This is a genomic window from Haemophilus sp. HN_Hi10, from assembly GCF_049821985.1.
In the GTDB taxonomy this organism is placed as follows: Bacteria; Pseudomonadota; Gammaproteobacteria; order Enterobacterales; family Pasteurellaceae; genus Haemophilus; species Haemophilus influenzae_D.
Window position 1 is genome coordinate 353,399 of record NZ_CP187495.1, and the last position, 19,746, is coordinate 373,144.

The 19,746-nt window shown below is 38.8% G+C and carries 14 protein-coding genes, 4 tRNA genes, 2 rRNA genes and 2 pseudogenes; 3 read left to right on the forward strand and 19 right to left on the reverse strand.

All coding sequences use genetic code 11. The annotated features are described in order from the left end of the window. The first annotated feature begins 179 nt into the window (after positions 1-179). Both ACPT8Q_RS01745 and ACPT8Q_RS01750 read left to right on the forward strand, forming a co-directional pair. Positions 180-3,362: a TonB-dependent hemoglobin/transferrin/lactoferrin family receptor gene (locus tag ACPT8Q_RS01745; RefSeq protein ID WP_425627538.1), complete on the forward strand. Its 3,183-nt coding sequence runs from the start codon at positions 180-182 to the stop codon at positions 3,360-3,362. Positions 3,363-3,414: 52 nt separating this feature from the next. Then, a pseudogene (locus tag ACPT8Q_RS01750) lies at positions 3,415-3,519 on the forward strand (DUF406 family protein); the annotation flags it as partial. 53 nt (positions 3,520-3,572) lie between these two features. On the opposite strand, the gene dusA reads toward ACPT8Q_RS01750, so the two are convergent. From dusA to ACPT8Q_RS01785, 7 genes and pseudogenes are all read right to left on the reverse strand, one after another. Then, complete coding sequence (gene dusA, locus ACPT8Q_RS01755; RefSeq protein WP_050949453.1) at positions 3,573-4,556, reverse strand: tRNA dihydrouridine(20/20a) synthase DusA; 984 nt, start codon at positions 4,554-4,556, stop codon at positions 3,573-3,575. A 2-nt stretch (positions 4,557-4,558) separates the two neighbouring features. Continuing rightward, a pseudogene (locus ACPT8Q_RS01760) lies at positions 4,559-4,915 on the reverse strand (chloride channel protein); the annotation flags it as partial. A 188-nt stretch (positions 4,916-5,103) separates the two neighbouring features. Further along, a complete protein-coding gene (tuf, locus tag ACPT8Q_RS01765) occupies positions 5,104-6,288 on the reverse strand; it encodes an elongation factor Tu (RefSeq protein WP_005667564.1) in 1,185 nt (394 codons plus the stop codon). A gap of 104 nt (positions 6,289-6,392) precedes the next feature. Next, positions 6,393-6,468, reverse strand: a tRNA-Thr gene (locus tag ACPT8Q_RS01770). Positions 6,469-6,471: 3 nt separating this feature from the next. Further along, positions 6,472-6,546 (reverse strand) — tRNA-Gly (locus ACPT8Q_RS01775). A 42-nt stretch (positions 6,547-6,588) separates the two neighbouring features. Next, positions 6,589-6,673 (reverse strand) — tRNA-Tyr (locus tag ACPT8Q_RS01780). A gap of 29 nt (positions 6,674-6,702) precedes the next feature. Continuing rightward, a tRNA-Thr gene (locus ACPT8Q_RS01785) sits at positions 6,703-6,778 on the reverse strand. A 214-nt stretch (positions 6,779-6,992) separates the two neighbouring features. Between ACPT8Q_RS01785 and coaA the strand changes: the two genes are divergently transcribed. Then, positions 6,993-7,928 (forward strand): type I pantothenate kinase, encoded by a 936-nt coding sequence (gene coaA, locus ACPT8Q_RS01790; protein ID WP_005667563.1) that lies wholly within the window; start codon positions 6,993-6,995, stop codon positions 7,926-7,928. A 93-nt stretch (positions 7,929-8,021) separates the two neighbouring features. Here coaA and rseB read toward each other — a convergent pair whose 3' ends face one another. The 12 genes from rseB to ACPT8Q_RS01850 form a co-directional block, all read right to left on the reverse strand. Next, positions 8,022-8,966 carry a sigma-E factor regulatory protein RseB gene (gene rseB / locus ACPT8Q_RS01795; protein WP_050949283.1) on the reverse strand — a complete coding sequence of 315 codons (945 nt, stop codon included), beginning with the start codon at positions 8,964-8,966 and terminating at the stop codon, positions 8,022-8,024. Positions 8,967-9,045: 79 nt separating this feature from the next. After that, positions 9,046-9,633 carry an RseA family anti-sigma factor gene (locus ACPT8Q_RS01800; RefSeq protein ID WP_005651258.1) on the reverse strand — a complete coding sequence of 196 codons (588 nt, stop codon included), beginning with the start codon at positions 9,631-9,633 and terminating at the stop codon, positions 9,046-9,048. A gap of 24 nt (positions 9,634-9,657) precedes the next feature. After that, positions 9,658-10,227, reverse strand: coding sequence for an RNA polymerase sigma factor RpoE (gene rpoE, locus ACPT8Q_RS01805; protein WP_005658683.1), 570 nt, complete (start codon positions 10,225-10,227; stop codon positions 9,658-9,660). A gap of 107 nt (positions 10,228-10,334) precedes the next feature. Beyond that, the gene (locus ACPT8Q_RS01810) at positions 10,335-10,592 is read right to left on the reverse strand and encodes a succinate dehydrogenase assembly factor 2 (protein ID WP_005658682.1); all 258 of its coding nucleotides are present in this window, start codon (positions 10,590-10,592) and stop codon (positions 10,335-10,337) included. Between the two features lie 89 nt (positions 10,593-10,681). Continuing rightward, positions 10,682-11,068 (reverse strand): large-conductance mechanosensitive channel protein MscL, encoded by a 387-nt coding sequence (gene mscL, locus ACPT8Q_RS01815; protein ID WP_005658680.1) that lies wholly within the window; start codon positions 11,066-11,068, stop codon positions 10,682-10,684. Between the two features lie 72 nt (positions 11,069-11,140). Next, positions 11,141-12,517 carry a Trk system potassium transporter TrkA gene (gene trkA, locus ACPT8Q_RS01820; RefSeq protein ID WP_042600616.1) on the reverse strand — a complete coding sequence of 459 codons (1,377 nt, stop codon included), beginning with the start codon at positions 12,515-12,517 and terminating at the stop codon, positions 11,141-11,143. A gap of 12 nt (positions 12,518-12,529) precedes the next feature. After that, positions 12,530-13,882, reverse strand: a complete 1,353-nt coding sequence (gene rsmB / locus ACPT8Q_RS01825) for a 16S rRNA (cytosine(967)-C(5))-methyltransferase RsmB (RefSeq protein ID WP_050949282.1) — start codon at positions 13,880-13,882, stop codon at positions 12,530-12,532. Beyond that, complete coding sequence (gene fmt, locus ACPT8Q_RS01830) at positions 13,882-14,838, reverse strand: methionyl-tRNA formyltransferase (protein WP_050949281.1); 957 nt, start codon at positions 14,836-14,838, stop codon at positions 13,882-13,884. The genes rsmB and fmt overlap by 1 nt, the downstream gene beginning before the upstream one ends. A gap of 93 nt (positions 14,839-14,931) precedes the next feature. Continuing rightward, positions 14,932-15,441 (reverse strand): peptide deformylase, encoded by a 510-nt coding sequence (def, locus tag ACPT8Q_RS01835; RefSeq protein ID WP_050949280.1) that lies wholly within the window; start codon positions 15,439-15,441, stop codon positions 14,932-14,934. A 189-nt stretch (positions 15,442-15,630) separates the two neighbouring features. Further along, entirely contained in the window at positions 15,631-16,053 is a 423-nt protein-coding gene (locus ACPT8Q_RS01840) for a YbjN domain-containing protein (protein ID WP_041175255.1), read from the reverse strand. A 464-nt stretch (positions 16,054-16,517) separates the two neighbouring features. Next, positions 16,518-16,633 (reverse strand): 5S ribosomal RNA (gene rrf / locus ACPT8Q_RS01845). A 152-nt stretch (positions 16,634-16,785) separates the two neighbouring features. Next, a 23S ribosomal RNA gene (locus tag ACPT8Q_RS01850) occupies positions 16,786-19,683 on the reverse strand. Between the last annotated feature and the right edge of the window lie 63 nt (positions 19,684-19,746).

A 19,746-nucleotide genomic window follows, 5' to 3' on the forward strand; every position in this document is an offset into this window, starting at 1 on the left:
AAACAAAAGTGCGGTCAAAATAATTTTCTTTTATGCTCATACAAAGCAATTAGGATTTTGTACTTATTATACTTTTTCATTTTGATATTGATTAGATAAATTGAATTATTTAATATATGACAATTATTATCATTAAAAATAAGGAAACCTATGACCAACTTTAAATTCAGCCTGCTTGCTTGCTCTATTGCATTTGCATTAAATGCAAGCACAGCCTATGCTGCCCAACCAACCAACCAACCAACCAACCAACCAACCAACCAACCAACCAACCAACCAACCAACCAACCAACCAACCAACCAACCAACCAACCAACCAACCAACCAACCAACCAACCAACCAACCAACCAACCAAAATAGTAATCTTTCTGAACAACTAGAACAAATAAATGTATCTGGTTCTACCGAAAATAGTGATTCGAAAACACCACCAAAAATTGCTGAAACAGTAAAATCAGCAAAAAAATTAGAAAAAGAACAGGCACAAGATGTTAAAGATCTCGTACGTTATGAAACAGGGATTACTGTCGTAGAGGCGGGACGTTTTGGGAATAGTGGCTTTGCCGTTCGAGGAGTAGATGAAAATCGTGTAGCCGTTCAAATAGATGGATTGCATCAAGCAGAAACAATTTCCTCACAAGGTTTTAAAGAGCTTTTTGAAGGCTATGGAAACTTCAATAACACGAGAAACACTGCAGAGATTGAAACCCTCAAACAAGTAACTATTCGTAAAGGCGCAGACTCGCTAAAATCAGGGAGTGGTGCATTAGGTGGTTCAGTAAGTTTTGATACAAAAGATGCAAGAGATTATTTACTTAACAAAAATTACTATGCTTCCTATAAAAGAGGCTATAACACAGCAGATAACCAAAATCTTCAAACACTCTCTCTTGCTGGGCGTTATAAATATTTTGATGCAATTGCAGTAATTACATCACGTAAAGGCCATGAATTAGAAAACTATGGTTATAAAAATTATAACGATAGAATACAAGGTAGAGAAAGAGAAAAAGCCGATCCTTATCGAAGAACGCAAGAAAGTAAACTGTTAAAATTTGCTTTTCAACCCACTGAAAATCACCGCTTGTCTGTAGTGGTAGATTTATATAAACAAACGTCTAAAGGTCATGACTTTTCTTATACTCTAAAACCAAACACGGAGTATATGACCTATGACGAGGTAGAATTACGCCATACCAATGATAAAGTGGATCGTAAAAATCTTGCGTTTACTTATGAAAACTTCACAACAACACCGCTTTGGGATACATTGAAAATCACCTATTCCCAACAAAAAATTACAACCCGAGCAAGAACAGACGATTACTGTGATGGGAATGACAAATGTGCCTTGGCTGGAAATCCGCTTGGAATGAAATATAACAATGAAAATAAACTTATTGGGAAAGATGGTAATCCTGTTAAATATAAAGATATTGATCAAAAGAATACAGCAAAAGAAAAAACAACGGAATTAACCCAAACAGGGAAATATCCTTGGAAAAGAGTTGATTGGGATAAAATTAGATCCAAACATCCAAATGCCACCATTCAGAAATATTGTGAAGAAGATAATGGCGATGCTTGTACTTATATAATAGAAACTCGTCAAAAAGAAAACACCTTTGAAATCAATGGCAAAAAATACGATCTATTATCTGAAGCACATAAAAACGTTATCTCTGATGAACAAAGATTGCCGACTAACGTCAATTATCTTTTTAGTTGTGATGGCTTAAATTGCGACTATGGAAAAATTCAAGGCTTTAACAAAGATGGAACTACTGAAGATATTCCTTTTGAGGTAATTTACAAAAACGGCAAAAAATATGCCAAAACAGCAGTTAAAGCTAATAATCAGCTATCTGGGCCATACCTATTTATGCCAAATAAAAAAGGTTATCAGACTAATCTTTGGTCGCAACGTGACTTAACAAGTGAAACTAAACAAATTAACCTTGACTTAACAAAACATCTTGAATTAGGTAAAACACAGCACGATTTGTCTTATGGTGGCTTGTGGTCTGAAATGGAAAAATCAATGACCAATATTTCTGGTGATTCCCCAATGAATGTAAAATGGTGGGCACAATATCCACATAGTTGTGAGACCTTTTTGCCACCTTCAACAACGGTTCTTAATGCGAAACCAACGTTAAATCCAGAACGGACGAGTACATTATGTAATAATGTCAATGTGTTCTCTTTCCTCATTCCAGTGAAAACGAAAACAGGTGCGTTATATTTTATTAATGATTTCCGTGTGAATAACTATGTAGCTTTTAATTTAGGTTATCGTTATGATCGAGTGAAATATGAACCAGAATATATTCCTGGAAAAACACCAAAAATCCCTGATGATATAGTCGCTAATCTTTATGTAAAAAAGCCTGAATTTAAAGAGGAAGAAACCCCCGAAGAATTAAAGAAAAAAGAAGCCAATGCTGCCGCAAATATTAAAGAATTTGCTCAACCCAAAAAATTCTCTGCAAGCTCTTACTCTGTGGGGACAACGCTTGATCCATTAAGTTGGTTACGCTTACAAGCAAAATATGGTAAAGCATTCCGTGCACCAACAAGTGATGAAATTTACTTCACTTTCTTGCATCCAGATTTTTCTATTCGACCAAATAGAGATCTTCAAGCAGAAACGGCAAAAACAAAAGAGCTAGCTTTAACCTTACATAACGAAATAGGTTACGTGACGACTTCTGTTTTTGACACACGCTATCGTAATTTTATTGATTTAGCCTATAAAGGTCTTTATAACGTTCAGAGACATTCAAAACTGACGCCATATCACACATATCAAAATGTAAATAGACCAAATGCTAAAGTAACTGGTTTGGAAATTGCGTCGCAAATCTCTTTAGGAAAGATGACTCAATTCCTTGATGGTTTGAGCCTAAGTTATAAGTTTACTTATCAAAAAGGTAAAATAGATGGCAATGTACCAATGAATGCTATTCAACCAAAAACCTCTGTTTATGGCGTGAGTTATGCTCATCCTGCTGATAAATTTGGCTTAGACCTGTACTTTACTCACGTCTCTGCCAAAAATGCAGAAGATACTTATAATATGTTCTATAAAGAAGAAAGAAAAAAAGACAGCACAATTAAATGGAGAAGTGAATCTTATACAACCATTGATTTGTTAGGATATATCAAACCAATTAAAAATCTTACTTTAAGAGCAGGGGTATATAATTTAACCAATAGAAAATATATTACTTGGGACTCTGCGAGATCAATTAGACCATTTGGTACAAGTAATATGATTAATCAAGATACGGGATTAGGTATCAATCGTTTCTACGCTCCAGGCAGAAACTATAGAATGTCAGTTCAGTTTGAGTTTTAGTTATCTCTAAAACCCAAAGTGATATTATTTATAGGGTCGGCTTATGCCCCCTATAACAACTGAAATTACAAAAGTGGATGATGGTTATTTATTAAAGGCAAATTTCACTTTTTGTTGTCAAGCTGAATTGGTGATTTTTCAAATGCGTATTGCGTAAGAAAAACAGCTGAAAAATAAGCCGCACTTTTGCGGCTTATTTTGTTTTTAGGATTAGCTTTCTACAAAGCTTAAGGCTGTTTCAACCACTTCAATTCCTGCGCCTTGTTTAAACGCATTTTCGCTTAAATAGCGTCGCCATTGACGAGCACCTTTGCAATTTTGGAATGCGCCTAATATATGACGGACGATATGATTCAGGTGTATGCCTTGGCTAAGTTGTTGTTCAATATAAGGAAGCATTGACCGTACCGCTTCATGAGCGGTAATAATTGGTGCGTTAGGATCAAATAAGGCTTGGTCAATTTGCCCAAGTAAACTTGGATTTTGATAGGCCTCTCGCCCAACCATCACGCCGTCCACATATTGCAAATGTTGCTTCATTTCTTCAATGGTTTTTATACCACCATTAATTGCAATAGTTAGATGTGGAAAATCACGTTTTAGTTGATACACCCGAGTATAATCTAATGGCGGAATTTCTCGATTTTCTTTGGGACTTAACCCCGAAAGCCAAGCTTTTCGTGCGTGGATAATAAACTCTTGGCAACCTTTTCCTTGAACTTTTTCAATAAAATCACATAAAAATTCATAGCTGTCTAATTCATCAATGCCAATACGCGTTTTCACAGTGACTGGAATTTTGACCGCACTTTGCATTTGTTCTACACAGTCTGCCACCAAATCTGCTTTCGCCATTAAGCAAGCACCAAACATTCCATTTTGTACGCGATCAGAAGGGCATCCTACATTAAGATTAATTTCGTGATAGCCTCGTTCCTCAGCAAGTTTTGCGCAATATTTGAGTTGTTCAGGATCGCTTCCTCCCAGCTGTAACGCAACGGGATTTTCTTGTAAATCAAAATCCAAGTGGTCATATTTTGCGTGGATAATCGCTGGTGCTGTGACCATTTCAGTGTAAAGTAATGCGTGCTTTGAAAATTGGCGATGAAAATAACGACAATGGCGTGTTGTCCAATCTAACATTGGTGCAACAGAAAAACGGCCGCGGTAAAAGTGCGGTAGATTTTGAGGCATTTTTATTTCTCTTGTTCGGTTTTGCTACGTAATTCTTCGGCTTGGCGAGCTTGCATTTGCTGGAGAAAACAGCCTGCAGCAAAGTGGTAAAATGGTTTTGGGCTAAATTGGTGCGAGATTATGGATGCAATAATGCTGGAAATCAAGAGCCAAATGAGAACGGGTTGTGCACCTGTCATTTCCATTACAATAACACTGGCTGTAACTGGCGATTGTGTGCAGCCAGCTAAAAATGCCACCATACATAAAATCACCAAAAAACGTTGATCAACCATACCACCACTTAGATCCCAAAGCATTGTGCCAATGCCTGCGCCTGTTGTCAGTGATGGGGTAAAGATACCACCGGCAATACCATTCCTAGGGGTAACATAAACCAAACTGCAACAGGATATTTAGATGACCAGTGAGCATTTAGTTCTAATCCAAAATCAGATAATTTAGTAAATATTTACATATATAAAATAAAAAAGTGCGGAGAATTTTCTCCGCACTTTTCTTTTGTTTCTTCTGTCTTTTATCTTTAAGACATTCAGGAATCCATCAATTATTTGATGATTTTCGCAACAACGCCCGCACCTACTGTACGGCCACCTTCACGGATTGCGAAACGTAAACCTTGGTCCATCGCAATTGGGTGGATTAAGCTTACTGTCATCTTGATGTTATCGCCTGGCATTACCATTTCCACGCCTTCTGGTAATTCAATAGTACCAGTTACGTCTGTTGTACGGAAATAGAATTGTGGACGGTAACCTTTGAAGAATGGAGTATGACGACCACCTTCATCTTTTGATAATACGTATACTTCTGATTCAAAATCAGTGTGTGGTGTGATTGAACCTGGTTTCGCTAATACTTGACCACGTTCGATTTCTTCACGTTTGGTACCACGTAATAATGCACCGATATTTTCACCTGCACGACCTTCGTCAAGTAATTTACGGAACATTTCAACACCTGTTACAGTAGTTTTCGCTGTATCTTTGATACCGACGATTTCTACTTCATCGCCTGTACGGATGATACCACGTTCTACACGACCAGTTACTACTGTACCACGACCTGAGATTGAGAACACATCTTCGATTGGAAGAAGGAACGGTTGGTCAATCGCACGCTCTGGCTCTGGGATGTAAGTATCTAAGTGGTTTGCTAACTCAAGGATTTTTTCTTCCCATTCTGCTACGCCGTTTAATGCTTGTAATGCTGAACCACGTACGATTGGCGTGTCGTCACCTGGGAAGTCATATTGAGAAAGAAGTTCACGTACTTCCATTTCTACTAATTCTAATAACTCTTCGTCATCTACCATATCGCATTTGTTTAAGAATACGATGATATATGGTACACCTACTTGGCGACCTAATAAGATGTGTTCACGAGTTTGCGGCATAGGACCATCTGTTGCTGCTACTACTAAAATAGCACCATCCATTTGCGCCGCACCGGTAATCATGTTTTTAACATAGTCGGCGTGTCCTGGACAGTCTACGTGTGCATAGTGGCGAGTTGGTGTATCGTATTCAACATGTGAAGTGTTGATGGTAATACCACGCGCTTTTTCTTCTGGCGCGTTATCGATTTGGTCAAATGCACGCGCTGCACCACCGTAATGTTTTGCTAATACGGTTGTGATTGCTGCTGTTAAAGTTGTTTTACCGTGGTCAACGTGGCCGATTGTACCCACGTTTACGTGCGGTTTTGTACGTTCAAATTTTTCTTTAGACATTGAAATAGTCCCTCTAAATAGACACGGTTATCGATGGGTAAATTAAACCACATTAACCAATAAATTTATTTGCTGATTGATATAAGGATGAGGAATTATAAGACTGGTGCTGATAGGCGGATTTGAACCGCCGACCTCACCCTTACCAAGGGTGCGCTCTACCAACTGAGCTATATCAGCGTCTGGAGCGGGCAGCGGGAATCGAACCCGCATCATTAGCTTGGAAGGCTAAGGTAATAGCCATTATACGATGCCCGCAAGTCCTAAATTCGTCTGTCCCATCAGGATCCATCTAAAAGATGGTGGAGGGAGAAGGATTCGAACCTTCGAAGGCTGAGCCAACAGATTTACAGTCTGCCCCCTTTGGCCGCTCGGGAACCCCTCCACACTAAATGAATACTTGATACGAAAGAATGGTGCCGACTATCGGAATCGAACTGATGACCTACTGATTACAAGTCAGTTGCTCTACCTACTGAGCTAAGTCGGCGTGTCGTAAGCAAGTGAGGCGTATTATATGGAAAAAACTTTAACTGACAAGTATTTTTTATAAAAAAGTTTATTTTTTTGATTATTCGTTTAAATCACAATCAAAAAAGTGATTTTTTAATCAAATTAGCGTACATTTAATGAAAAATGAATGCTAAATTTTTATTTATAGCGTATATTTTTCTCTGTTTATTTAGCCATCAAATAAAATTATTGTGGAATTTTCAACTCAGCAAACACCTTTTTTAAGCTTTAATCGTGAACAATGGGCGGAATTACGTAAATCCGTTCCATTAAAATTGACAGAACAGGATCTCAAACCACTCTTAGGCTTTAATGAAGACCTTTCATTAGATGAAGTAAGTACAATTTACCTACCATTAACTCGTCTTATTAACTATTACATTGATGAAAATTTACATCGCCAAACGGTACTACATCGTTTTTTAGGCAGAAATAATGCCAAAACACCTTACATAATTAGTATTGCTGGCAGTGTCGCTGTTGGGAAAAGCACTTCTGCACGTATTCTACAATCTCTACTTTCTCATTGGCCAACTGAAAGAAAAGTTGATCTCATCACAACAGATGGGTTTCTTTATCCATTAAACAAGCTTAAACAAGATAATCTTTTACAAAAGAAAGGTTTTCCCGTTTCTTATGACACACCTAAACTCATTCGCTTTTTAGCGGATGTAAAATCAGGTAAAAGCAATGTTACAGCACCAATTTACTCTCATTTAACATACGATATTATTCCCGATAAATTTGATGTGGTAGATAAACCTGACATTCTTATTTTAGAAGGCTTGAATGTACTTCAAACGGGTAATAATAAAACCGATCAAACATTCGTATCAGATTTTGTGGATTTCTCTATTTATGTTGATGCTGAAGAAAAATTATTGAAAGAATGGTATATCAAACGATTTCTGAAATTCCGCGAAAGTGCATTCAACGATCCTAATTCTTACTTTAAACATTACGCAAGCTTATCAAAAGAAGAGGCTATCGCGACGGCAAGTAAAATCTGGGATGAAATTAACGGATTAAATCTCAATCAAAACATTCTTCCAACCCGTGAGCGAGCAAATTTAATTCTAAAAAAAGGTCATAATCATCAAGTAGAATTAATAAAATTAAGAAAATAAAAATTCGCACGTAAAAACGAGCGAATCTTAGTCAATGCCTAACTCAAAATCAGTTATTGATAAAAATATCGTAAAAAATCACCGCACTTTTTATCAAAATTTGACTTCTTGCACAATGCGCTTTGCCGTCGAGATTGGTAATTGCCCAATAAAAGTAATTTCTTTTCCACCGATCACTTCACTATAAATCGTATAGGCCCCTTGTTTCCAAGTATTTTCTGGTAAGTCATTAGAGCCTACATTAGAAACAAACAACGTAAAAGTAAATAAACCATCGCTATATAATGCGCTATCTATGATTTCATTTTCTAATACTTCTTGTGTATACCGCCTCAAAGAAAAACCTCTTGGTAACCATCCCGCTGACCAAGTTATATTTGAAGTTTGTTTATTTTTACTTTCTTTCAATAAAGGTGGCATTGACACTTTATTAATATAATCGGTTAATCCTCTTAATCTGTCATCAATATAAAGTGTTACGACTCTGAATTGATCGAGTAGCTTGCCTTCACGATCAAGCATATCACTGCGCAATAACAAGCCATTTTCTTCATCGACAAACACCAAATATTGATACCGAAAATCATCTTTAGGCACAATTCTAATCGTATCAACGAAACGCCCAGCAACACGATCTTTACCTAATTTTACGAAATCATAATCAGAAGAAAGCTTATCAAAATTTGCACGCACAACTGCTGGCATCGCATCAACTATATTGCCACTATTAAGCGTAAATGCTTGTGCATTTGGCTGAAAATAACTGACTAAATTATCACGCTGAATAATTTCTTGCTGATGGCCATCTAAAGTAACTAATTGTGCGTAAGTTTTGTTATCTTGTTTGATATGTCGATAACGAAACGAATCCATATTTGCGGGAGTAGTTTGCACAAAGGCAATTTCATAATTGAGATTATCCAATGCTTGTGTCATTTTATCTAAAGACTGCTTCGCAGAAAGCTCTTCAGCAGAAGCAATGCTACTTAATAGCAAAGAAAGAGAAAGTGCGGTAAATTTTAATGGGATTTTTTTCATAGAAATCTAAAGGATAAAAATTCACCACACTAAATAACAATTAGGTGGTGAATCAATAATCTGAACAAAGGAAACCAATTTATCTTACTTGACTGCTACTTACATCTAAAGCATCAGAGTGCATTCGACGTTGCAATTCATAATTTTGCAACATTGCACCAATGCGACGACTTTTTTTCTCAAGCTGATCTGAAGTTAATGTATCTTTACTTGGCGCATTATAGCTAACCTCTTGAACCGCATTATTAAATGGCAAGGTTTGCAATACTGGAGTCTCAGGTAAATTAGACGCATCGTTTTTATTATTGAAAGATTGAACACCAAGTACTGCCACTAAACATACACCAGCAGCAACAGCAACTTGCGTCATTGGTGCAAAGAACGCTTTTAATTTTTGCATAAATACAGAATTATGTGCGTCTTCTGGTTCAGGTTGAGACACAGCAATGACATCAACTTTCTTCACGTCTTCTAACTCAATCAAATCTGCCATTTTAGCGGTAAAATCAGCCCCTAAAAAGACCGCACTTTCTTTACGCATTACTGAACGAACGGTATGAAATGAATGCCAAGACGCTTGTAATTCTTCGTCTCTTAATAAAGCATCTATCAAGTCAGTTTCGACTTGTTCTCCATCCATATAGGCTGAAAGCTGCTCTTTTTGCATAGTAAACTCCGATTGTTATTCGCTCTACATTAGAGGTTGAATTTTATTTTCGATCATTTCCCTTGCTCGGAAGATTCGGGAACGAACCGTACCAACAGGACAATCCATAATTTCTGCAATATCTTCGTAACTTAAACCTTCTAGTTCTCGTAACGTAATCGCAGTTTTTAAATCTTCTGGTAAGTTATGAATAGTATCAAAAACAATTCTTTCTAACTCACTAGACAACATCTCATTTTCGGGTGTATCCACATCCCTAAGGTGTGTTCCCACATCATAATTTTCAGCATCTTCTGCCAAAATATCTTCATTTGGTGGACGGCGACCTTGAGCCGTTAAATAATTTTTTGCCGTATTAACGGCAATTCGATAAAGCCATGTATAGAAAGCACTTTCGCCACGAAAAGATTCAATTGAGCGATAAGCCTTTATAAAGGATTCTTGCACCACATCAGGAATATCGTTACGCGATACATATCGGGTCAAAAGCCCTGCTACTTTATTTTGATAACGCGAAACCAACAAATTGAAGGCTTTTTTATCCCCTTGCTGTACTCTTTCTACCAAAGCCTGATCTGTTAGCTGTTCAGCCATATTTCTCCCATGCCAATATCTAACACGCCTTAATATCAAGACAGCAAGCTCTTGTTGCTTGTTCAGACAAAAGCGTGTTAAAAAAGTTCATTCGCTAATCAATAATTTTAATTTATGATGATTTTCTGCACTTTTTGAATATATTCAACCATCATTTGAAGCTCTACATCTTGTGATTTCGCAAGATTAAAAAACCACGAAAATAACTGCAAATCCGTACTTGCTAATAAACGAATAAAGATATCTTTTTTGTCATCCGTTAATTCATGAAAATGCGTCAAATAAAAAGGCATTATGATTTTATCTAACTCCAGCATTCCTCGACGACAATCCCATTCAATGCGAAGTTTATTATATTTTTCCATTTTATTTCCCTAAAATTGAGGGCTGATTATAGCTTAAAAAATAGTAATAAAAAAAGTCAGCATTTCTGCTAACTTTCATTCTTTAAATATTATTTATTCTTTAATAAATCACGGATTTCAGTAAGCAATGTTTCTGCCTTTGGTGCAGTTTTTTTCTCCTCTGGTTTTCTTACCTTATTGATTACTTTGATCATCATAAAGATTGCAAAAGCAATAATAATAAAATCAATCACATTTTGAATAAACAAACCATAATTTAACGTAACTGCAGGAACATCGCCTTGTGCTTGTGCTAATACAAATTTCATATCTTTGAAATCAATACCACCAGTTAAAATCCCCAACACGGGCGTAAAAATATCACTAACAAGTGAACTTACGATCTTGCCAAATGCGCTACCAATAATCACACCGACAGCCATATCTACGACATTGCCACGCATTGCAAATTCGCGAAATTCTTTAATAAAATTCATAATAATGTTCCCCTTCAAAAATTACATAAAAAGAGCGACTATTATAATAAATCACTCTGAAAAGTAAAAAAACTAAATAAAGAATGCGCTTGGTTGGAATAATTTCTCAATTTCTGGCACATTTTTCTTATCACTTAAATAAATCACTATATGATCGCCTTCTTCAATAATCACTTGACGACGAGCAATAATTACATCATTCCCTCGTAATAAAGCACCAATAATGATTCCCATCGGCAAACGCAACTCACCAATTTTTCGCCCTACTATATTTGAAGTATTGACATTACCGTGTGCAACAATTTCAATGGCTTCGGCAATGCCATGTCGTAATGTTGCCACATTTTTTACATCGCCTTTACGCACGTGACCTAACAAAGCAGAAATCGTTACTTGTTGTGGAGAAACCGCAATATCAATCGTGCCTCCCTGAATAAGATTAATATAAGCAATCCGTTGAATCAGTACCATTGCTTTTTTCGCACCTAAACGCTTGGCTAACAAAGCTGACATAATATTCGCTTCATCGTCGCTACTTAATGAAAGAAATACATCCACACTTTCAATATGTTCTTCAAAAAGCAAGTTTTGGTCTGAGGCATCTCCATTAAATACTAACGTTTTTGGCAACTTTTCTGCTAAGGCTTGCGCTCTGTTTGAATCTCGTTCAATAAGCTTTACAGTACAAGAATTTTCCAAACGTTTTGCTACGCCAAAAGCAACATTTCCTCCACCAACAATCATTACTCGCTTATAAGGTTTCTCCAAACGTTGTAACTCTCCCATTATCGCCTTAATATGTTCAGTAGCGCAAATAAACGTGATTTCATCGCCAGCTTCTACAATGGTTGAGCCTTGTGGACGAATCGGTTTGCCATTACGTAAAATAGACATAATGCGACAATCAATATGTGGCATATGTTCGCGAAATGCGGAAAGTGCATATCCAACCAAAGCCCCCCCATAATAAGCTTTCACTACAACAATACTAATACGATTATTGGCAAAATGGGCAACTTGTAATGCACCTGGATAAGCAATTAAACGCGTAATTTCATCAGTGACAAGATTTTCAGGCGAAATTAAATGATCAATAGGTATATTTTCATTGTTGAACAACTTGTCTTTTTCACGTAAATATTCTGAATTACGGATACGTGCAATTCGCATTGGCGTATTAAATAATGTATAGCCCATTTGGCAAGCGACCATATTGATTTCATCGGAGGCTGTCACGGCAACCATTAAATCGGCATCTGCCGCGCCTGCGTCACGAAGCACTTTTGGAGATGATGGAGAGCCTTGTACCACACGCAAATCGTGCTTTTCTTGCAATGTTTGTAACTGAGGAGATTCATTATCCACTAAGGTAATATCGTTATCTTCACTGACTAAGTTTTCTGCAAGCGTCGTTCCTACCTGACCTGCACCCAAAATGATAATTTTCATTATCGCTCTCCTTTATGCTCGTTTAAGCAATTTAGCATAATAGAACCCATCGCCACTATTTGGTTGTGGAATGAATTGAAAACCCACCGCACTTTTATCATCACTAACAGGTAATGGCAATAACTCCGCATCTGCGTGAGCATTTAAAAATGCTTGGATTTGTTCGCCATTTTCTTCTGGCAATACAGAACAAGTCGCATAAAGCAAAACACCGTTTGGCTTCAGTTTTTCCCAAAGTGCACTCAGGATTTTCTTCTGTAATTCAACGAGCTGAGCGATATCGGTTTCTTTGCGTAACCATTTTATATCGGGGTGACGGCGAATCACTCCAGTTGCAGAACAAGGTGCATCAAGTAAAATTCGGTCAAATTTTACCGCACTTTTACCAATTTCAGCTAACCATTCGTCAGGTTTACTCGCATCGCCGCAAACCACTATCGCTTGCTGATTTAAACGTTCAAGATTTTCTTCTACTCGTTTTAAGCGATGAGATTCTACATCTAATGCAATCACATTAGCTTGAGGTGCCAGTTCTAAAATATGGGTCGTCTTACCACCGGGTGCAGCACAAGCATCGAGGATCCATTCCTCATTTTTAGGCTCAAGCAACATTGCCGCCCATTGCGCACTCAAATCTTGTACCGTTACAGCACCTTCTTCAAAGTGCGGTAATTTTTGCACCGCAATCGGTATATCTAAACATAGCGCATTAGGATGGTGGCTTGTTTTCAAAGAAACACCTTGTTCTTCAAGTAAAGTGCGGTAAGTTTCAAGGGCGTTTTTTTGTGAATTCACACGTAGCCACATTGGTGGTTTCTGATTGTTCGCCTCAATAATCTCACGCCAATTCGGATAGGCTTTTTTTAATTTATTCACAAACCATTCAGGGTGAAGCGTTTGCCAATTTTTATCGATAATCGCCAAAATTTCATCTTGCTCACGTAAAAATCTACGCAAAACCGCATTCACTAATCCTCTAAAACTATCAGATTTTAATGATTTTGTTGCGTTCACAACTTCATCAACTGCCGCATGAGCAGGCACTCGCATATAAAGCAATTGATATAACCCAACAAGTAACAGGCAATGAACAATACGAGTTTTACCTTTAAGCGGTTTATCTACAAGACGTTTGATAATTTGCTCTAAGCGAGGCAATACGCGACACACGCCAAAACAAATTTCTTGTAACAAAGGCAAATCTTGGGCTTTTACAGAAAGTTGCACTTCTGGGATTAACGCTGACAAGGATTTGCCCTCATCCAATACTTGCAAAATTAAGTTTGCTGCGATAGCCCTGGTCGAAAGTGCGGTCATTTTTACTGAATTTTTTACTTTGATAGTTTTAGAAGAGAATTTTTTCATTATGCAAGCACCTTACCAATAGTAAACCACTCTGCACGGCCATTTAATAAATCTTGTGCAGACATAGGCTTTTTACCTGCTGGCTGTAATTGCAATAAGTTTAAGATGCCATCGACAGTCGCAATTTGAATGCCATTTTTATCTGCACTTAAAATAGTTCCCACTGGTTTATCTTGATGAGGCAATACTTCTGCTTGATATACTTTTAACGTTTGAGCATTGCCATCCTTATCTTCTGTTGAAAAATAAGCAATAGGCCAAGGATTAAAGGCACGGATATTACGCTCAAGTTGCATTGCAGAAAGAGACCAATCTAATTGAGCCTCTTCTTTAGAAAGTTTTTCTGCATAATTGCTTTGGCTGTCATCTTGTTTTTCGGCTATAAATTTACCATTTTCAAGATTATCTAAAACATCGATTAACGCCGATGGAGCAAGCTCCGCCAGTTTGTTATAAAGACTCGTTGAAGTTTCAGTCGGTAAAATATCACAATAGACTTTGTGTAACATATCGCCAGTATCTAAACCTTCATCCATTTGCATAATGGTTACACCAGTTTGTGCATCACCAGCCCAAATTGAACGCTGAATGGGTGCTGCACCTCGCCAACGTGGAAGAATAGAACCATGCACATTCAAACAACCTAAACGAGGGGCATCTAATACAGCTTTCGGTAAAATTAATCCATAAGCCACAACAACCATTACATCTACATTTAACGCTTTTAATTCAGTCTGTGCCTCTTCTTTACGTAAGGATTTAGGTTGATAAACGGAAATGTTATTTTGCTCAGCAAGTTGCTTGACTGGGCTTGCTTGCAGTTTTTTACCGCGACCAGCTGGTTTATCTGGTTGAGTATAAACAGCGATCACATTATGTTGAGAATTTAGAATAGCTTGTAAATGCTGTGCAGCAAAATCTGGCGTGCCAGCAAAAATAATATTAAGTGATTTCATAATGTTCTACGTTATGGTAATTGATAGGAAGTAGGATGGGCTTCAGCCCACCATTTTTTGAAATGATTGGTGGGCTAAAGCCCACCCTACGTTTTAGCTTTTCGCAATCTGCTTCTTATATTTAATCAACTTTTCTTTAATACGTTGGCGTTTAAGTGGAGAAAGATAATCAACAAATAAAATTCCATTAAGATGATCGATCTCGTGTTGAATACAGATCGCAAGCAAACCATCAGCCTCTAAAGTAAATTCTTTACCATCACGATCTAACGCTCTCACTTTCACTTTTTCTTTACGAGGAACCAATGCACGGAACCCCGGAATGGATAAACAGCCCTCTTCAATTCCCGTTTCGCCTTCAGAAGCCAAAATTTCAGGGTTAATCAAAACAAACTGATTCTGTTTATCGCCTTCAACATCAATAGTAATAATACGTTGCAAAATATCTACTTGAGGTGCAGCTAAACCAATACCTTTCTCTTGATACATCGTATCAAACATATCATCAACAATTTTACGAATTGCATCATTAACTTCAGTAACAGGCTCACAGACAACCTTCAAATGATCATCAGGATAAATTAATACATTAAGTGCGGTCATAATTTCTCTTGTTTTTAAGGGTAGAATTTTAGTGGGATTGTAGCACAGGTAGAAAAAGATGTGTAGAAAAACCCCGAATGGGGCTTAGATTAATATTCGAATTTGGAGAGATTTTTTTAATTCTTCTAAGACAGATGTAAAATAACCTGCAGCATATTTGATTTGATCTTAGGATATGGAACTAATAACTTACCAAAATTCTTTCTTAGCTAATCCATTTAATAAAGAAATATCTGATAGTCCTTGAATAATTTGAGACTTAGTTACACCATTACCATCATTGCGCAAAAGAAGCTCGATTCCTAATTTATCATCATCTGTTAAATAAAATTTTCCGAGTCTATAATCAATATTTATTTTATTCACTTTTCTTAATGAAAATCGGTTCTCATCATCGTCATACATGATACAAAATTGAATATCACCTCCATCATGGGGAACAACTACAACATTCGTACCTTGTAATCTAAACACCAAAAAATTATCTTGTATTACATTAATAGAATAACCTTCTTCCTTAAGAATATCTACGATTTCAGATACAGAATATTGATTATCAATACCTTTAATTTCTCCTTTATCAGAAAATAAAGAATTAAAGAAATTACTCATAAATTCCCCCTCCATTTGGATTTCGTGTTGTCGTAATAGATGATTTATCACGCATTTGTGCACTGAGATCTGTAGAATAAGAAAATTGATCCATTGAATTGGTTAAATCATACTGGTACTTATTACCAGAGCTATCTTAGTGTATTTTCTTACCATTTTCAAAAATTGGGATAAGCATACACTTTTCTCCTGATTTAAGTTCATTATTTACAAGATGTTTGTTTATTCCTGTAAAGGAATAAACACTCTCATTATAATGAGAGCAAATTGATTATTTTTTATTCTATCTTAGTAAATAAGGTACTGATGTAAGGACAAGAGGTATCCCTGCCCAGTATTGCTATTGAGATATCGCCAGACACAAAGAGTGTTCTACTAATTTTTTAAAATTTAAAGATAGAAAAAACCCCAGCCTTTCGACTGGGGTTCTTCTTTTTTTATGTGATTTAGATTTGTATTTGATAACCCGGCGGTGCCCTACTCTCACATGGGGAAACCCCACACTACCATCGGCATTACAGCGTTTCACTTCTGAGTTCGGTATGGTCTCAGGTGGTTCCACCGCACTATCGCCGCCGGGATAATTCTTTGATAACTTCTCTCTTTGTTTCTTCTCTTTTACGACTTCACTTTTTTCGTCTCTCTTCTTATCGGCAACAAGCTGAATAGTTAGTTTAGTTTAGTTAATTTCTCTTCTCTTTCGCTCTTTTCCCAAAAACACTTGAGCGTTGTATAGTTAAGCCTCTCGGGCAATTAGTATCTGTTAGCTCAATGACTCACATCACTTACACACCAGACCTATCTACGTCTTCGTCTTAAACAACCCTTACTGTCTTAAAGACAGGGAGAACTCATCTCTTGGCAAGTTTCGTGCTTAGATGCTTTCAGCACTTATCTCTTCCGCACTTAGCTACCCGGCAATGCGTCTGGCGACACAACCGGAACACCAGTGGTGCGTCCACTCCGGTCCTCTCGTACTAGGAGCAGCCCCAACCAATTCTCCTACGCCCACGGCAGATAGGGACCGAACTGTCTCACGACGTTCTAAACCCAGCTCGCGTACCACTTTAAATGGCGAACAGCCATACCCTTGGGACCTACTTCAGCCCCAGGATGTGATGAGCCGACATCGAGGTGCCAAACACCGCCGTCGATATGAACTCTTGGGCGGTATCAGCCTGTTATCCCCGGAGTACCTTTTATCCGTTGAGCGATGGCCCTTCCATTCAGAACCACCGGATCACTATGACCTACTTTCGTACCTGCTCGACTTGTCTGTCTCGCAGTTAAGCTTGCTTATACCATTGCACTAACCTCACGATGTCCGACCGTGATTAGCAAACCTTCGTGCTCCTCCGTTACGCTTTGGGAGGAGACCGCCCCAGTCAAACTACCCACCAGACACTGTCCGAGACCACGTTCCGCAATCTTCGTTAGAACATCAAACGTTAAAGGGTGGTATTTCAAGGATGACTCCATAATCACTGGCGTGACTACTTCTAAGTCTCCCACCTATCCTACACATCAAAATTCAATGTTCAGTGTCAAGCTATAGTAAAGGTTCACGGGGTCTTTCCGTCTAGCCGCGGGTACACCGCATCTTCACGGCGATTTCAATTTCACTGAGCCTCGGGTGGAGACAGCCTGGCCATCATTATGCCATTCGTGCAGGTCGGAACTTACCCGACAAGGAATTTCGCTACCTTAGGACCGTTATAGTTACGGCCGCCGTTTACTGGGGCTTCGATCAGGTGCTTCTCTTTCGATTACACCATCAATTAACCTTCCAGCACCGGGCAGGCATCACACCCTATACCTCCACTTTCGTGTTTGCAGAGTGCTGTGTTTTTAATAAACAGTTGCAGCCAGCTGGTATCTTCGACCGGTTCAACCTTCGAGAGTAAATCTCTACAATCTACGCCGGCGCACCTTCTCCCGAAGTTACGGTGCTATTTTGCCTAGTTCCTTCACCCGAGTTCTCTCAAGCGCCTGAGTATTCTCTACCTGACCACCTGTGTCGGTTTTCAGTACGGTTTAGTAAAGCCTGTCGCTTAGTGGCTTTTCCTGGAAGTGTGGTATCAGTTACTTCAGCTCCTTAGAGCCTCGTCATCATCTCTCAGTGTTTAATAGAAGTCCGGATTTGCCTAAACTTCCCACCTACCAACTTAAACGCACATATCCAACAGTGCGATAACCTAACCTACTCCGTCCCCACATCGCAGCTTTACCAAGTACAGGAATATTAACCTGTTTCCCATCGACTACGCTTTTCAGCCTCGCCTTAGGGGCCGACTCACCCTGCCCCGATTAACGTTGGACAGGAACCCTTGGTCTTCCGGCGAACGGGTTTTTCACCCGTTTTATCGTTACTTATGTCAGCATTCGCACTTCTGATACGTCCAGCTAACCTCTCGATTAACCTTCATCCGCTTACAGAACGCTCCCCTACCCAACAGACTTTCGTCTGATGCCGCAGCTTCGGTGCTATATTTCAGCCCCGTTACATCTTCCGCGCAGGCCGACTCGACTAGTGAGCTATTACGCTTTCTTTAAATGATGGCTGCTTCTAAGCCAACATCCTAGCTGTCTAAGCCTTCCCACTTCGTTTCCCACTTAATATAGACTTGGGGACCTTAGCTGGCGGTCTGGGTTGTTTCCCTCTCCACGACGGACGTTAGCACCCGCCGTGTGTCTCCTGAGTATCACTCTTTGGTATTCGTAGTTTGCATCGGGTTGGTAATCCGGGATGGACCCCTAGCCGAAACAGTGCTCTACCCCCAAAGGTGTCACCTCAAGGCTCTACCTAAATAGATTTCGGGGAGAACCAGCTATCTCCCGGTTTGATTGGCCTTTCACCCCCAGCCACAAGTCATCCGCTAATTTTTCAACATTAGTCGGTTCGGTCCTCCAGTTAGTGTTACCCAACCTTCAACCTGCCCATGGCTAGATCACCGGGTTTCGGGTCTATACCTTGCAACTCTTCGCCCAGTTAAGACTCGGTTTCCCTTCGGCTCCCCTATTCGGTTAACCTCGCTACAAAATATAAGTCGCTGACCCATTATACAAAAGGTACGCAGTCACCCTTTCAGGCTCCCACTGCTTGTACGTACAAGGTTTCAGGTTCTATTTCACTCCCCTCACCGGGGTTCTTTTCGCCTTTCCTTCACAGTACTGGTTCACTATCGGTCAATCAGGAGTATTTAGCCTTGGAGGATGGTCCCCCTTCTTCAAACAGGATATCACGTGTCCCGCCCTACTTCTCGTTAGCTTAGTACCACAATATGGTTTTTAGATACGGGATTATCACCCTCTTTGATTGTGTTTCCCAACACATTCTCCTAACTATACTGCTATCACTTACTGGCTCTTTCGCTTTCGCTCGCCGCTACTGACGAAATCTCGGTTGATTTCTTTTCCTCGGGGTACTTAGATGTTTCAGTTCTCCCGGTTTGCCTCAACAAGCTATGAATTCACTTGTTAATAGTAGATTCTTCATCTACTGGGTTTCCCCATTCGGATATCTTGGATTAAACGCCTCTTATCGACTCATCCAAGCTTTTCGCAGATTAGCACGTCCTTCTTCGCCTCTGATTGCCAAGGCATCCACCTTGTACGCTTAGTCACTTAACTATACAACCTCAAATGTTTTCAATCACTTTAAGTTTTCACTTCAAAGTGCGGTCAATTTGATGC

Coding starts and splice junctions, on each gene's coding strand:
- dusA (WP_050949453.1), bottom strand. CDS start 4,556: ATGCCTCAAAATCTACCGCACTTTTACCGCGGCCGTTTTTCTGTTGCA.
- tuf (WP_005667564.1), bottom strand. CDS start 6,288: ATGTCTAAAGAAAAATTTGAACGTACAAAACCGCACGTAAACGTGGGT.
- rseB (WP_050949283.1), bottom strand. CDS start 8,966: ATGAAAAAAATCCCATTAAAATTTACCGCACTTTCTCTTTCTTTGCTA.
- ACPT8Q_RS01800 (WP_005651258.1), bottom strand. CDS start 9,633: ATGCAAAAAGAGCAGCTTTCAGCCTATATGGATGGAGAACAAGTCGAA.
- rpoE (WP_005658683.1), bottom strand. CDS start 10,227: ATGGCTGAACAGCTAACAGATCAGGCTTTGGTAGAAAGAGTACAGCAA.
- ACPT8Q_RS01810 (WP_005658682.1), bottom strand. CDS start 10,592: ATGGAAAAATATAATAAACTTCGCATTGAATGGGATTGTCGTCGAGGA.
- mscL (WP_005658680.1), bottom strand. CDS start 11,068: ATGAATTTTATTAAAGAATTTCGCGAATTTGCAATGCGTGGCAATGTC.
- trkA (WP_042600616.1), bottom strand. CDS start 12,517: ATGAAAATTATCATTTTGGGTGCAGGTCAGGTAGGAACGACGCTTGCA.
- rsmB (WP_050949282.1), bottom strand. CDS start 13,882: ATGAAAAAATTCTCTTCTAAAACTATCAAAGTAAAAAATTCAGTAAAA.
- fmt (WP_050949281.1), bottom strand. CDS start 14,838: ATGAAATCACTTAATATTATTTTTGCTGGCACGCCAGATTTTGCTGCA.
- def (WP_050949280.1), bottom strand. CDS start 15,441: ATGACCGCACTTAATGTATTAATTTATCCTGATGATCATTTGAAGGTT.
- ACPT8Q_RS01840 (WP_041175255.1), bottom strand. CDS start 16,053: ATGAGTAATTTCTTTAATTCTTTATTTTCTGATAAAGGAGAAATTAAA.